The 14345-nt window shown below is 71.3% G+C and carries 15 protein-coding genes; 13 read left to right on the top strand and 2 right to left on the bottom strand.

Annotated elements, in window-relative coordinates:
- Window positions 1-28: 28 nt before the first annotated feature.
- The 4 genes from trpS to ABD332_RS21800 are packed head-to-tail and all read left to right on the top strand — an operon-like array spanning window position 29 to window position 3188.
- On the top strand, window positions 29-1060 hold the full coding sequence (gene trpS / locus ABD332_RS21815; RefSeq protein ID WP_344503854.1) for a tryptophan--tRNA ligase: 1032 nt from the start codon (window positions 29-31) through the stop codon (window positions 1058-1060).
- A complete protein-coding gene (locus ABD332_RS21810) occupies window positions 1047-1616 on the top strand; it encodes a 2'-5' RNA ligase family protein (protein ID WP_344503853.1) in 570 nt (189 codons plus the stop codon). The genes trpS and ABD332_RS21810 overlap by 14 nt, the downstream gene beginning before the upstream one ends.
- Window positions 1617-1620: 4 nt before the next feature.
- A complete protein-coding gene (locus tag ABD332_RS21805; RefSeq protein WP_344503852.1) occupies window positions 1621-2745 on the top strand; it encodes a YhjD/YihY/BrkB family envelope integrity protein in 1125 nt (374 codons plus the stop codon).
- An 8-nt stretch (window positions 2746-2753) separates the two neighbouring features.
- The gene (locus ABD332_RS21800) at window positions 2754-3188 is read left to right on the top strand and encodes a hypothetical protein (RefSeq protein ID WP_344503851.1); all 435 of its coding nucleotides are present in this window, start codon (window positions 2754-2756) and stop codon (window positions 3186-3188) included.
- Here the strand turns inward: ABD332_RS21800 and ABD332_RS21795 are convergent.
- Window positions 3185-4606 carry a glycoside hydrolase family 13 protein gene (locus tag ABD332_RS21795; RefSeq protein ID WP_344503850.1) on the bottom strand — a complete coding sequence of 474 codons (1422 nt, stop codon included), beginning with the start codon at window positions 4604-4606 and terminating at the stop codon, window positions 3185-3187. The genes ABD332_RS21800 and ABD332_RS21795 overlap by 4 nt on opposite strands.
- A 4-nt stretch (window positions 4607-4610) precedes the next feature.
- The gene (locus ABD332_RS21790) at window positions 4611-5546 is read right to left on the bottom strand and encodes a MerR family transcriptional regulator (RefSeq protein ID WP_344503849.1); all 936 of its coding nucleotides are present in this window, start codon (window positions 5544-5546) and stop codon (window positions 4611-4613) included.
- Window positions 5547-5604: 58 nt separating this feature from the next.
- Between ABD332_RS21790 and ABD332_RS21785 the strand changes: the two genes are divergently transcribed.
- The 9 genes from ABD332_RS21785 (at window position 5605) to ABD332_RS21745 (ending at window position 14336) form a co-directional block, all read left to right on the top strand.
- Window positions 5605-5943: a hypothetical protein gene (locus ABD332_RS21785; RefSeq protein ID WP_344503848.1), complete on the top strand. Its 339-nt coding sequence runs from the start codon at window positions 5605-5607 to the stop codon at window positions 5941-5943.
- Between the two features lie 196 nt (window positions 5944-6139).
- The gene (locus tag ABD332_RS21780) at window positions 6140-7204 is read left to right on the top strand and encodes a BMP family lipoprotein (protein ID WP_344503847.1); all 1065 of its coding nucleotides are present in this window, start codon (window positions 6140-6142) and stop codon (window positions 7202-7204) included.
- Window positions 7205-7273: 69 nt separating this feature from the next.
- Entirely contained in the window at window positions 7274-8794 is a 1521-nt protein-coding gene (locus tag ABD332_RS21775; RefSeq protein WP_344503846.1) for an ABC transporter ATP-binding protein, read from the top strand.
- 91 nt (window positions 8795-8885) lie between these two features.
- Window positions 8886-10025, top strand: a complete 1140-nt coding sequence (locus tag ABD332_RS21770; protein ID WP_344503845.1) for an ABC transporter permease — start codon at window positions 8886-8888, stop codon at window positions 10023-10025.
- Window positions 10022-11272, top strand: coding sequence for an ABC transporter permease (locus ABD332_RS21765; RefSeq protein ID WP_344503844.1), 1251 nt, complete (start codon window positions 10022-10024; stop codon window positions 11270-11272). Before ABD332_RS21770 ends, ABD332_RS21765 begins: the two co-directional genes overlap by 4 nt.
- A gap of 2 nt (window positions 11273-11274) precedes the next feature.
- Window positions 11275-11979, top strand: a complete 705-nt coding sequence (locus ABD332_RS21760; RefSeq protein ID WP_344503843.1) for a cytidine deaminase — start codon at window positions 11275-11277, stop codon at window positions 11977-11979.
- Window positions 11976-13253 carry a thymidine phosphorylase gene (locus tag ABD332_RS21755; RefSeq protein WP_344503842.1) on the top strand — a complete coding sequence of 426 codons (1278 nt, stop codon included), beginning with the start codon at window positions 11976-11978 and terminating at the stop codon, window positions 13251-13253. Before ABD332_RS21760 ends, ABD332_RS21755 begins: the two co-directional genes overlap by 4 nt.
- Entirely contained in the window at window positions 13253-13621 is a 369-nt protein-coding gene (locus ABD332_RS21750; protein ID WP_344503841.1) for a cupin domain-containing protein, read from the top strand. Before ABD332_RS21755 ends, ABD332_RS21750 begins: the two co-directional genes overlap by 1 nt.
- 34 nt (window positions 13622-13655) lie before the next feature.
- A complete protein-coding gene (locus ABD332_RS21745; RefSeq protein WP_344503840.1) occupies window positions 13656-14336 on the top strand; it encodes a DUF4272 domain-containing protein in 681 nt (226 codons plus the stop codon).
- Window positions 14337-14345 lie beyond the last annotated feature (9 nt).

Here is a 14345-nt window from a genome sequence, read left to right as displayed (position 1 = left end):
CTGTAGTGGTGCTGACAGAATGACGCGCATGTCGCCGTCCGTCAGCACCGACCGTCCTCGGGTGCTCTCCGGGATCCAGCCCACCGCCGACTCGTTCCATCTGGGCAACTATCTCGGCGCGTTGCGTAACTGGGTGGCGATGCAGGACACGCACGACACCTTCTACTGCGTCGTCGACCTGCACGCGATCACCGCCGGCCACGACCCGGCGCTGCTGCGCAAGCGGACCCGGGTGAGCGCGGCGCAGCTGCTGGCCGTCGGGCTCGACCCCGACCGGTGCACCCTCTTCGTGCAGAGCCAGGTGCCGGAGCACGCGCAGCTCGGCTGGGTGATGGGCTGCATCACCGGCTTCGGCGAGGCCAGCCGGATGACGCAGTTCAAGGACAAGTCGCAGAAGCAGGGCGCCGACCGCTCCAGCGTCGGGCTGTTCACCTACCCGATCCTGCAGGCCGCCGACATCCTGCTCTACCAGGCCGACGCGGTGCCGGTCGGCGAGGACCAGCGCCAGCACCTGGAGCTGACCCGCGACCTGGCCCAGCGGTTCAACACCACCTTCGGCAAGACGTTCACCGTGCCGGCGCCGTACATCATCAAGGACACGGCGAAGATCACCGACCTGCAGGAGCCGACCGCGAAGATGTCGAAGTCGGCGTCGACCGCGGCCGGCCTGGTCGAGCTGCTCGAGGACCCGGCGAAGGCGGCGAAGAAGATCAAGTCGGCGGTCACCGACACCGGCCGCGAGATCATCTTCGACCAGGCCGCGAAGCCCGGCATCGCCAACCTGCTGACGATCTACTCGGCGCTGACCGGCCGGAGCATCGACGACCTGGTCGCCGCCTACGACGGCAAGGGCTACGGCGACCTCAAGAAGGACCTCGCCGAGGTCGTGGTGGAGTTCCTGCGCCCGATCCAGCAGCGCACCAACGCCTACCTGGAGGACCCGGCGCAGCTGGACAAGCTGCTCGCGATCGGCGCCGAGAAGGCCCGCTCGGTCGCCGCTGCCACCCTCGGCACGGTCTACGACCGGATCGGGTTCCTCGCACCGGGTGCTGCGCACTGACGTGGCTCGCGAGCAGACCACCATCGGCGTCGCGATCGACCTTCCCGACCCGTGGGGCAGCGAGCTGACCGCCGCCCGGCTCGCCGCGGGCGACCCCGCCGCGGCGCACGTGCCCGCGCACGTGACCCTGCTCGGCCCCACCGTCGTGGCCGCCGCCGACCTGCCCGCGATCGACCGGCACCTCACGGAGGTCGCGGGGCGGCACGCGGCGTTCACCGTGCGGCTGCGCGGGACCGGCACGTTCCGCCCGCTGACGCAGGTCGTCTTCGTGGCGGTCGCCGCCGGCATCGGCGAGTGCGAGCGGCTGCACGAGGCGGTGCAGGCGGCGACCGAGATCGAGGCGGCGGCGTCGTACCCGTACCACCCGCACGTGACGGTCGCGCACAACGTGGCGCCGGAGCGGCTCGACGCGGCCTTCGCCGACCTCGCCGGCTACGAGGCGGTCTTCGACGTGGACGGGTTCGCGCTCTTCGAGCACGACGAGAGCGGTCGATGGCAGCCGTACGCGCAGTACCGCCTGTCGCCGCGCCGGTCCGCGGTCGATCAGCGACGATAGAGAGGTGGGCCTGCTGGACCGGCTGGAGGCCGGCTTCGACAAGGCGGTGGCCGGGGGCCGCCGGCGCTCCCGCGCGTTCGACCACGTGTGGCGGGCCCAGGAGCGCTACTTCGACGTCGACGCGGCCCGCCTCGCCGCCGCGACCGCCTACTACGGCTTCTTCGCCGTCTTCGCGATGGTCGTGGTGGCCTTCTTCATCCTCGGCCGGGTGCTCGGCGGCAACGAGGCCGTCGTCGCCAGGGTCCAGGCCTACCTGGCGGTCAACCTGCCGCAGCTGCACTCCGACCAGATCTTCGCCGGCAGCCAGCAGATCGGGCTGATCGCGATGATCGGCCTGATCATCGCCGGCGTCGGCTGGGTGGAGAACCTGCGCTCGTCGCAGCGCGCCCTGTGGCACCTGCAGGAGCATCCCGGCAACTACTTCGTGCGCTGGCTCGTCGACCTCGCCGTCCTGGTGGCGCTCGGCCTGCTGCTGATCGTGTCGATCGGCATCTTCGCCGGCGTCCAGGAGCTGCTGTACTGGCTGGCCGGCGACTTCGAGCAGGACCCCGTCCGGGTGGCGCTGCGGGGCACGTCGACGCTGCTGTCCGGCATCGTGGACCTGGTGCTGGGCATGGCGCTGCTGGCCGGCGTGCCGCGGCTGCGGATGTCGCTGCGCCGGCTGCTGCCCTCGGCGGCGCTCTTCGCGGTCGGGCTCGGCCTGCTCAAGACGCTGGGGAAGCTCTACATCACCCGGATCGAGGACAACCCGGCCTACCAGCTGGTCGCCGGCACGATCGGGCTGCTGCTCTACATGTACCTGCTGCACCAGCTGCTGCTCTTCGCCGCGGCCCTGGCCGCCACCGACACGCACGGGCGTGCCAAGGACCTGGCCGGCGGCGCGCCGCGCAGCGACGTGCAGGCGGCGCTGCGGGCGGCCGAGCTGGTCGAGCAGGCCGCGGAGACCACCCAGCGGGTCGCCGCCGAGGTGCGCGCCGACCACCCGCCGCTGGCCGGCGCCGCGGATCCGGAGCCCTCCGCCGCCGGCACCGCCGCCGATCCCCAGTCGGTCGCGGTCGCCGCCGACATGGCGCGCCGGATCGCCCCGTCCGGCGGTTCAGCGCCACCGGAGCCGCGCGACGCGTCATGATGGGCGCCGTGGGTGCACTTGTGACTTTGGACCTGCCGGCCGACGCGCCGGCGCTGACCCTGCCGTGGATCATCACCTTCGGCCCGTTGAACGAAGACGAGGAGTGGGAGCCCGTCGTGTGCGGGCCCTATGAGCGGGCGCACGCGCTCGCCCTCGCCGAGGCCGTCGTGGCCGACGAGGAGCTGATGGCGGTGGTCGAGCCGCTCCAGCCGCACGTCACCGCCGACCAGATCCTCGGCGACATCGCCGCCTCCCGCCTCGCCGCCGAGAACGAGGACCTGGAGACGGCGGCGCTCGACGAGGAGCTCGCCGACTACGACGACGACCACGGCCACCACCACCACGACCACGACCACGACGACCCGGACCACACGCACGAAGCCCCGTCGATCGAGGAGATCCGCGCCGGCTTCGCCCGGATCGCGGCGAAGCTCACCGCTTAGACGCTCCACCAGGCGGTCGTGTCGCCTGGCAGCTCGCCGGCCATCTCGCTGCTGCTCAGCAGCAGGGTGGCCGGCTCTTCGATCTTCACCGGCTCCGCCGTCAGGTTGGCGGCGACCCGCATGGTCTCCGTCTCGAAGCGCAGCACCCCGTCGGGCGCGTCCAGCCAGCGCAGCGTCGTCGACGGGCGGCGCAGCCGCAGCGCGTCCCGGTAGAGCGACAGCGTCGAGTGCGGATCCCCGCGCTGCGCCTCCATCGTGACGGCCGCCCAGTCCGCCGGCTGCGGCAGCCAGGAGCCGCCCGGCCCGAAGCCGAACGGCGGCGCGTCACCCGACCACGGCAGCGGCACGCGGCAGCCGTCGCGGCCGAGCTCGGCGCCGCCGGAGCGGACCCACTGCGGGTCGGTGCGCACCTCGTCCGGCAGGTCGAGCACCTCCGGCAGGCCGAGCTCCTCGCCCTGGTACAGGTAGGCGCTGCCGGGCAGGCCCAGCATGAGCAGCGCGGCGGCGCGGGCCCGCCGGACGCCGCCGAAGCGGGTCACGTGCCGGCGCCGGTCGTGGTTGGACAGCACCCAGGTGGGCGGCGCGCCGACCTGCGTCGCGGCGGCGAGCGACCCGTCGATGATCCGGCGCAGGACGGCCGGGTCCCAGGGCGCCTCCAGGAAGTCGAAGTTGAACGCCTGGTGCAGCTCGCCCACCGACACGTAGCGCGCCACCCGGGCCGGCGCGGTGTCGAACACCTCGGCGACGGCCATCCGGTCGCCCGGGTAGCTGTCGAGGATCTTGCGCCAGCCGCGGTGGATCTCGTGGACGTCCTCGTGGTCGAAGAACGTCACGCCGGCCAGGTCCTTGATCATCCCGTGGGCGACGTCGACCCGGAAGCCGTCGACGCCCCGGTCCAGCCAGAAGCGCAGGATGTCGTCGAACTCGGCCCGCACCTCCGGGTTGTGCCAGTTGAGGTCGGGCTGCTCGGGCGCGAACAGGTGCAGGTACCACTGCCCGTCCGCGACCTGCGTCCAGGCCGGCCCGCCGAAGAGCGACTGCCACTCGTTCGGCGTGTCGCGGAAGATGTACCGGTCGCGCCGGCCCTCCACGAACCAGGGGTGCCGCGACGACGTGTGGTTGGGCACGATGTCGACGATCACCCGCAGCCCGAGCCGGTGCGCCTCCGCGAGCAGGGCGTCGAAGTCCGCGAGCGTGCCGAAGACCGGGTCGACGTCGCGGTAGTCGCTGACGTCGTAGCCGCCGTCGACCATGGGGGAGCGGTAGAACGGCGACAGCCACAGGGCGTCCACCCCGAGGTCGGCGAGGTGGCCGAGCCGGTCGGTGATGCCGGGCAGGTCACCCACGCCGTCGCCGTCGCTGTCGGCGAAGCTGCGCGGGTAGACCTGGTAGATGACCGCGTGCCGCCACCACTCCACAGAGTCACGCTAACGGGCCGTGGCCCGCCCGGAGGGCGTTCAGGAACCACTCCCACCTGTGCATTGTCGCCGGGATCGGCGGCCATCCATTGATTACGGCCATGAGCTGCCAGTACCGCTCGGCGCGCGGGTCGACGGCGAGGGTGAGCTGGTCGACCAGGACGTCCCGGTCCTCCTCGGCGACGCCCCACCGCCGCAGGACGGCGGCCACCACGGGGACCGCCTGCGGGCTGCCGGGCGCGACGCCCGCGTCCATGTGCTCGGCGATGTGACCGGTGAACCACGATATTTCTGACATGTCGGTCGGCACCAGGCGGCGCTCGTCCGTGGCGAAGCTCCGCTTGCCCATCTCCCGCAGCCGGGCCCGGAAGTCCTGCTCGCGGAGCATCCCGGCCAGCTCGATCCAGGCGTCGATCTGCGCGTCGGTGGGGTCGTCGGGCAGGTCGGGGGAGACGCTGCGCATCCGGGCGCTGAACTGCGCGGCCTCCGGCGACTCCTCCGCCCTGGGCAGCTCCGCGAAGATGCTGTCGAAGAACTCGTCCACGATCCGGCGCCGCTCGTCGGTGCTGGCCTGCGCGATCCGGGTCATCCGGTCCAGCTCGGCGGGGGTCGGGCCGCCCCGCTCCGGGTGCAGGGCCACCGCGCGCAGCGCCGCCCGGCGCAGCCGCAGCACCCGGATCTGCACGCCGATCGCCTCCGCGTGCGCGGCGGCCACCGCGCCCAGGTCCTCGCCCCGGTCCAGGACCCGCTTGATGGTCGCGATGTCCAGCCCGAGCTCCCGCAGGGTGCGCACGAACTCCAGCCGGACCAGCGAGTCGTGGTCGTAGCGCCGGTAGCCCGCGTGCGACCGCTCCGCCTCCGGGACCAGGCCGACGTCGGAGTAGTAGCGGATCGTCTTGACCGGCAGCCCGGACAGCCTGGACAGCTCGCCGATGTTCATGCGGCCCATCGTGGACCCTCCAGCTGCTGGAGAGTCAAGGAGGCGCTACCTTGCGCCAGTGGAACCTTTGCGGCTCATCCTCCTCTATGCCCACCTGATCGGCTTCGCGCTGCTGCTGGGCGGGTCGGTCACCCAGTACCTCACCGGCAAGCTGCGGATCAACAACGCGATGCTGTGGGGTGCGATCGTCCAGGTGGTGACCGGCATCGCGCTGTCCGCGCCGTTGCGCGACGGCCATGAGCCGCCCACCGCCAAGCTGGTCGTCAAGGGGCTCATCGGCCTGGCGATCTTCGCCATGACCTTCTTCTCGCGCAAGCGCGAGGAGGTCAACCGCGGGCATTTCCTGGCTTTGGTGGGGCTAACGCTCGTTAACGCCGCCGTTGCCGTCTTTTGGTAGCAAGCGGGGCGGTGCAAGATCGATGCCGGTACGCTGGAGGGACCTCTGGCACGTCACGGCCCTATAACGCACTCCTCCCAACCCGGCAGCAAACTGCGGAACTGTCGGTCTGAGGGCGTACGCTCCCGCCGTTGGGATTCACCGCGTTGGGGCGGTGCATTGGTGAAGGGAGACCGTCTTGCGCCGAGTGCGTGGGATGAAGGTTCTCGCGGCCGCCGCGGTGGCGATTGTCGCGTTGGGTGCCATGGCCGCTTGCGGTGACGACAAGGGCAGCGACCCGGGCAGCTCGAGCAGCGGTGGCACCACGGCGAAGAAGAACGTCAAGGTCGGCCTCGCGTTCGACATCGGCGGCCGGGGCGACAAGTCGTTCAACGACTCCGCCGCAGCGGGCCTCGACCGGGTCAAGAGCGAGCTCAACCTTGAGGTCAAGGACCTGGCCGCGGTCGCCGGCGAGAGCGAGAACGACAAGTACGCGCGACTGAAGCTGCTCTGCACGACGGGTTACAACCCGGTCATCGCGGTCGGCTTCGTCTACGACGGTGCGGACGCCAAGAACGGCCCGCTCGCGCGCGCCGCGAAGGACTGCCCGAACACCAAGTTCGCCATCGTCGACGGCGGCACCACCGCCGACAACGTGGCCGACCTCGTCTTCGCCGAGGAGCAGGGCTCCTTCCTGGTCGGCGCGGCCGCCGCGCTGAAGACGAAGACCGGCACGGTCGGCTTCATCGGTGGCTGCCAGGTCGACCTGATCAAGAAGTTCGAGGCGGGCTTCGCCGCCGGCGCCAAGGCCGCCAAGGCCGACGTCAAGGTGCTGACGAACTACCTGTCGACCCCGGCCGAGGCCTGCAAGGGCTTCAACGACCCCGCGGGTGGCAAGACCGCCGCGACCGGTATGTACGACCAGAAGGCCGACATCATCTACGCGGCCGCGGGCGGCTCCGGCACCGGCGTCTTCGAGGCCGCCAAGGCCAAGAACGCCCTGGCCATCGGCGTCGACTCCGACCAGTACAACACCGTGACCGACGCCTCGCTCAAGACGGTCATCATGACCTCGATGCTCAAGCGGGTCGACAACGCGGTGTTCAACTTCGTCAAGGACTTCGGCGAGGAGAAGTTCAAGGCCGGCCCGACGGTCTTCGACCTCAAGGCCGACGGCGTCGGCTACGCCACCTCCGGTGGCCAGGTCGACGACATCAAGACCAAGCTCGACGAGTTCAAGGCCGACATCGTCTCCGGCAAGATCACGGTGCCGACCAAGTAATCCAGAGCTGGACGTGAGGCGGGGGACTGTGATCCGGTCCCCCGCCATCACTTGTTGAAGGAGCATCTCGTGACCGCGGACCCACCCGCCGTCGAGCTGAAGGGGATCACCAAGCGGTTCCCCGGCGTCGTGGCGAACTCTGACGTCAACCTCACCGTCCGCAAGGGCACGATCCACGCGATCGTCGGTGAGAACGGTGCCGGCAAGTCGACCCTGATGAAGATCCTCTACGGGATGCAGCCGCCGGACGAGGGCGAGATCCTCATCGAGGGCAGCCCGGTGAGGTTCCCGTCGCCCCAGCGCGCGATCGAGGCCGGCATCGGCATGGTGCACCAGCACTTCATGCTGGCCGACAACTTCACGGTCACGGAGAACGTGGTCCTCGGCGCCGAGAAGCTGCACGGCATCGGCGCCCGGGCGAAGCAGAAGATCAGTGAGATCTCCCAGCGGTACGGGCTGGACGTCGACCCCGACGCGCTGGTCGAGGACCTCGGCGTCGGCGACCGCCAGCGGGTCGAGATCCTCAAGGTGCTCTACCGGGGCGCCCGCATCCTCATCCTCGACGAGCCGACCGCCGTGCTGGTCCCGCAGGAGGTCGACGAGCTCTTCGGCAACCTGCGCGAGCTCATCCGCGAGGGCCTGACCGTGCTGTTCATCTCGCACAAGCTGGACGAGGTCCGCGGCGTCGCCGACGACATCACCGTCATCCGGCGCGGCACGACCGTCGCGTCCGTCAAGCCCGACCAGGTCACCGCCCGCCAGCTGGCGACCCTCATGGTCGGCAGCGAGCTGCCCAGCCCCGAGGCCCGCGAGTCGACCGTCACCGAGGTGCCCGTCCTGGTCGTCGAGGGGCTCACGGTCCGCGCCGCCGACGGGCGGCCGATCGTCGACAACGCCTCGTTCACGATCCACAAGGGCGAGGTCGTCGGCATCGCCGGCGTCGAGGGCAACGGCCAGGCCGAGCTCGCCGAGGCGATCATGGGCATGCGCGCCACGACCGGCACCGTCACCCTCGACGGCGACGACGTCTCCGACTGGCCCACCCGCCGGCGCCGCGAGGCGGGCATCGGCTACATCCCGGAGGACCGGCACCGGCAGGGCCTGCTGCTCGACGCGCCGCTGTGGGAGAACCGCATCCTCGGCCACCAGACCGAGCGGCCCAACGCGAGCGGCTTCCTCATCAACGTCGGCGGCGCCCGCCGCGACACCACCCGCATCGTCGCCGAGTACGACGTGCGCACGCCCGGCATCGACGTCGCCGCGGTCGCGCTGTCCGGCGGCAACCAGCAGAAGCTCATCGTCGGCCGGGAGATGAGCCACCAGCCGAAGGTGCTCATCGCCGCCCACCCGACCCGCGGCGTGGACGTCGGTGCCCAGGCCGCGATCTGGGACCACATCCGCAACGCCCGGATCGCCGGCATGGGCGTGCTGCTCATCTCCGCCGATCTCGACGAGCTGATCGGCCTGTCCGACTCGCTGAAGGTGATCTACGGTGGTCGGCTGGTGGCCGACGCCGACCCGTCGACCGTCACCCCCGAGCAGCTCGGCGTCGCCATGACCGGCGCCACAGGTGAGGAGATCCCTTCATGAACGGCTTGGAGTGCAGCGGAGGAGCCGTTCATCATCGGCTCAGTGCTCCGCGTGCCTCGTGGCGGCGCCGCGGCGAGGCGGAGGCGTCGGCATGAGCGCTGTCGCCGCGGTCCGGCGCATCGACATCGGCAAGCTGCTGCCGCAGCTGATCGCACCGGTCGCCGCGCTGATCATCGCCGCCGCGATCTCGTCGGTCGCCCTGCTGATCAGCGACAAGGACCCTCTGCTGGCGTTCCAGCACATGTACGAGTTCGGCATGCTGCCGGACACGAAGGTGGAGATCCTCAACAAGGCCAGCGAGCTGTACATCGCCGCGGTCGCCGTCGCGTTCGGCTTCAAGATGGGCCTGTTCAACATCGGCGTCGAGGGCCAGTCGAAGGTCGGCGCGTTCTTCGCCGGCGCCCTGGCCAGCGCGTCGTTCATGGACTGGATGCCCGGCGGGCTGCGCATCGTGCTCATCATCGTCGTCGCGATGATCGTCGGCGCGGCGTGGGCGTCGATCGCCGCGCTGCTCAAGACTCAGCGCGGGGTCAGCGAGGTCATCTCCACGCTGATGCTCAACGCGATCGGCGGCCTGGTCATCACCTGGCTGCTCAACGACCACTGGGGCGTCACCGAGCCCGGCGCGCAGATCAAGACCACCGGCATCCTGAGCGAGGACTCGTGGATGCCCGGCCTGCCGATCATCTCCGGGACCGACCAGAAGGTGCTCGGCTTCTTCGCCGTCGCGGTGGTCCTCGGCGCCGCGTACTGGTTCGTGATCAACCGCACCCGCTTCGGCTTCGACCTGCGGGCCACCGGCTACAACCCGTTCGCGGCGGTCGCCAGCGGCGTCAACGCCAAGCGCATGGTGATCACCGCGATGCTGATCTCCGGCGCCATCGCCGGCCTGGTCAACCTGCCCCGCATGCTGGGCGAGAGCCACACCTACACCGAGGGCTTCGGCGGCATCGGCTTCGCCGGCCTCGCGGTGGCGCTGCTCGGCCGCAACCACCCGATCGGCATGGCGCTCGCCGCGATCCTGTGGGGCTTCCTGGCCAGCTCGCAAATCATCCTCGACATCGACAGCATCCCCAAAGAGATCGTCCTGATCATGCAGGGCGTCACGGTCCTCTCGGTCGTCATCGCCTACGAGCTGGCCGCCCGCATCGGCCGCCGGGCCCAGCAGCGCCGGGTCGGCGTGGCCACCGCCACCGCCGCGCCCGTCCCGGTAGTGGAGGAGTCGAAGTGAGCACCGACACGATGCTCTCCGAGGCGGCGGCGCAGCCTCCGGTCAAGACCAAGGGCCGGCGGATGTCGAGCTGGATGATCATGCTCATCATCTCCGGTGCGCTGATCGGCCTGTCGCTGGTCCACCAGCTCGCCAACGCCCCGGACGTCACCTCGTCGGGCGCCATCCAGGCCGCCCTGCAGGCGGCGGTGCCGCTCGGGCTCGCCGGCCTCGGCGGCCTGTGGGCGGAGCGCGCCGGCGTGGTCAACATCGGCCTCGAGGGTCAGATGATCCTCGGCACCTGGTTCGGCGCGTGGGGCAGCCTGGAGTTCGGCCCGTGGGTCGGGCTGCTCATCGGCATCCTCGGCGGCGCCATCGGCGGGCTCCTGCACGCCGTCGCCACCGTGACCTTCGGCGTCGACCACATCATCTCCGGCGTCGCGATGACGATCCTGGCACCCGGCGTCGTGCGCTACCTGTCCTACATCACCTGGGGCAGCGCCGGCGCCACGCAGTCCCCGCAGGTGCCGCACATCCCCAGGATCTCGGTGCCCGGCATCAACGGCCTGAAGGGCATCGAGGAGCACGAGTGGTTCCTGGTGAGCGACGTCGCGGGGGTACTGCGCGGCCTGCTCTACGAGGTGTCGCTGGTGACCATCCTCGCCGTGCTGCTGATCCCGCTGACCTGGTGGCTGCTCTGGCGCACCTCGTTCGGCCTGCGGGTGCGCTCCGTCGGTGAGGACCCGCACGCGGCGGAGAGCCTCGGCCTCAACGTCTACCGCTACAAGTACTACGGTGTGGTCATCTCCGGCGCGATGGCCGGCCTCGGCGGCGTGTACCTGTCCACCGTCACCTCCGCGATCTACCGCGAGGGGCAGACCGGCGGCCGCGGCTACATCGGCCTCGCCGCGATGATCTTCGGCAACTGGCGGCCGGGCGGCCTCGCCGTCGGCGCCTCCCTGTTCGGCTACACCGACGCGCTGCAGCTGCGGCGCGGCAGCGAGTCCGTGCACGCCCTGCTCATCCTGGTCGGCGCTCTGCTGCTCGCCCTCGCGGTGTGGGAGTTCATCCGGCGCAACCGGCTCGTGGCGGTCGCTTCCGCCGTCCTCGGCGTCCTTTCCTACGTATTGTTCTTCTCCGTGGACAAGATCCCGACCGCGCTGGTGCAGGCGGCGCCCTACATCACCGTGCTGGTCGTGCTGGCGCTCGCGGCGCAACGACTCAGGCCACCGGCCGCGGACGGCAAACCGTTCCGGCGGGGAGGCTGAGCGTGACGGACGTCGACTGGGTGGCGCTGCGAGAGGCGGCGGTCACCGTGATGGCGCGCGCCTACGCGCCGTACTCGAAGTTTCCGGTGGGCGCGGCGGCGCTCGTCGACGACGGCAGGATCGTCGTGGGCTGCAACGTCGAGAACGCCTCCTACGGCCTCGGCCTGTGCGCCGAGTGCGGCCTGGTCTCCAACCTGCAGGTCACCGGCGGTGGCAGGCTGATCGCCCTGGCGTGCGTCGACGGCGACGGCCGGCCGCTCATGCCGTGCGGCCGGTGCCGGCAGCTGCTGTGGGAGCACGGCGGCGCGGACTGCCTCATCGACCACGCCGACGGCCCGCTGCCGATGACCGCGCTGCTGCCGCATGCCTTCGACGACACGGACCTGGGGCGGATCGCCCCGGCTGGTCCTTCCGTCCCGGCCGCGCTCGCCCTGAAGGTCGGCGCCGGCACGGTGTTCGTACACCCTGACATCGCCGACGGCAGGCAGGTCTGGACCGCCTACTGGGAGCGCTCGTCCGGCGCCGCGGAAAGCGAGCCGGCGGGCATCCTGGAGGAGGGCCCGACCTGGGCCACCGCCGACGAGGGGGTCGCCTGGGGCCGGGTCCGCACGTCGCGGGTGATCGTCGTCGACGCCCAGGGCACCGCCAGATGGGCCGGGGAGGCTCCCCGGCCGGCCGGCATCGAGCAGGACTGGAGTGCGGCATGAGCTTCGCGGCCGTGGACGTCATCCGCGCCAAGCGGGACAAGGGCATCCTCAGCGACGAGCAGATCGACTGGGTCGTCGACGCCTACACCAAGGGTGTCGTCGCCGACGAGCAGATGTCGGCCCTGGCGATGGCGATCCTGCTCAACGGCATGACCGCCGGCGAGATCGCCCGCTGGACCGCCGCCATGATCGCGTCGGGGGAGCGGCTGGACCTGTCCGGGGTCGGCCGCCCGACCGTCGACAAGCACTCCACCGGCGGCGTCGGCGACAAGATCACGCTGCCGCTGACCCCGCTCGTCGCGGCGTGCGGCGCGGCGGTGCCGCAGCTGTCCGGCCGCGGGCTGGGCCACACCGGCGGGACCCTCGACAAGCTCGAGGCGGTCGCCGGGTTCGGCACCAAGCTGTCCAACGAGGCGTTCGTCGAGCAGCTGCGCACGGTCGGCGCCGCGATCTGCGCCGCGGGGGAGGGCCTCGCGCCCGCCGACCGGAAGCTGTACGCGCTGCGCGACGTCACCGGCACCGTCGAGGCGATCCCGCTGATCGCCAGCTCGATCATGAGCAAGAAGATCGCGGAGGGCACCGGCGCGCTGGTCCTGGACGTGAAGTTCGGCTCCGGTGCCTTCATGCGCGAGGTCGCCGACGCGCGCGAGCTGGCCCGCACCATGGTCGAGCTCGGCAAGGCCCACGGCGTGACCACCGTCGCCCTGCTCACCGACATGGAGGTGCCGCTCGGCCGGACCGTCGGGCACTCCGTGGAGGTCGAGGAGTCCCTGGAGGTGCTCGCCGGCGGCGGGCCGCAGGACGTGGTCGCGCTGACCTTGGCCCTCGCCCGGGAGATGCTGGACGCGGCGGGCCTCGGCGACGCCGACCCGCAGGCCGCGATCGCCGGCGGGCGGGCCATGGACTCCTGGCGGGCCCTTGTGCGGGCCCAGGGCGGCGACCCGGACGCGCCGCTGCCGGTGGCGCACGAGGTCGAGACGATCACCGCCGACGCCGACGGCTTCGTCGCCACCATGGACGCCTACGCTGTCGGCGTGGCCGCCTGGCGCCTCGGCGCGGGCCGCGCCCGCAAGGAGGACCCGGTCAGCGCGTCGGCCGGCATCATCCTGCACCGCAAGCCCGGCGAGGCGGTCCGGGCCGGTGACGTGATCATGGAGCTGCGGGCCGAGGACGCCGGCAAGCTCCCGGCGGCGCTGGCCGTGGCCCGCGACGCGGTCACGTTGTCGGACACGCCGCCACCCTCCCGACCGCTGATTCTCGACAGGATCTCCTGATGCCCGAACTGATCAAGGCCCCCACCCAGATCCCCGTCCCCGGCGGCAAGATCATCGACGAGTACGTCGGCCGGGTCAACTCCGGCGAGTCCGCGACGTCGATCGCCAAGATGATCGCCCCGGGCGGCTGGACCGAGCCGTTCCAGACGCCCGAGTTCGACGAGTTCACGATCGTGCTCCGCGGCACCGTCAGGGTCGAGCACGACGGCGGCCACTTCGACGTCACCGCAGGTCAGGCGATCGTCACCCGGGCGGGGGAACGCGTCAGGTACACCACCCCCACCGCGGACGGCGCCGAGTACGTCGCGGTCTGCCTGCCCGCCTTCGCCCCCGACCTCGCCCGCCGGGATCCTGAGGGCGACTCCTAGAGACACTGCTGGATCCGGCGGCTACAGTGCCCGGGTGACCGTGACGTCGCCGGATCCGCAGCGGGTGCGGGAGGCGAGCCTCGAAGAGCTGCACCGCCTGCGGCTCCCTCTACCACCGCCCAACTTCCCGCTCGCCTGGGAGCCCGGCGACCTGGTGGAGCTGCGTCCCGGTGCGGAGATCGAGGTGCGCGCGGCGATCCTCAACGTCGTGCTCGCCCGGGTCGCCGGCATGCCGCCGGAGCTCGCGACGCACTGGCTGGACCGGTCGGGGCTGCAGGACCGGCTGACCGGGCCGGAGTGGCAGTTCGTGGCCGAGGGCGACGGCGACGAGCGGTCCTTCGCGCTGCACCTGGAGGCGCTCTTCGCGCTGGCCTGGCTGCTGGGCATCGCCATGGACCTCGATCCGCTGCTGCCCTCCGCCGACGGGCTCATGGAGCGGCTGCCCAACCTGCCGCAGGGCGAGACCTTCTCTGCGTGGCGGCAGCGCACCCTGGCCGCACCGCGCGGTGCGGGTGACGCCGCGGCGCAGCTCGACCTCTATTACTGCCTGGACTGGTCCTATCTGGAGGCGGAGCGGCGGCGGCTGCCGCTGCCCGGCCAGCTCGACTCCAACGCCGTCGGCCAGCGCCGCTGGGCCCTGGAGTGGGCGGTGGTCTTCACCGGGCCGTACCACGGCGACCCGCCCGGATGGGAAGAGGTCGACCTATCCACCTGAGCGCAGGCT

The sequence above is a fragment of the Dactylosporangium maewongense genome (assembly GCF_039531485.1).
In the GTDB taxonomy this organism is placed as follows: Bacteria; Actinomycetota; Actinomycetes; order Mycobacteriales; family Micromonosporaceae; genus Dactylosporangium; species Dactylosporangium maewongense.
Note: the sequence above shows the minus strand (reverse complement) of the source record. Positions and strands in the feature narration are given on the sequence as shown.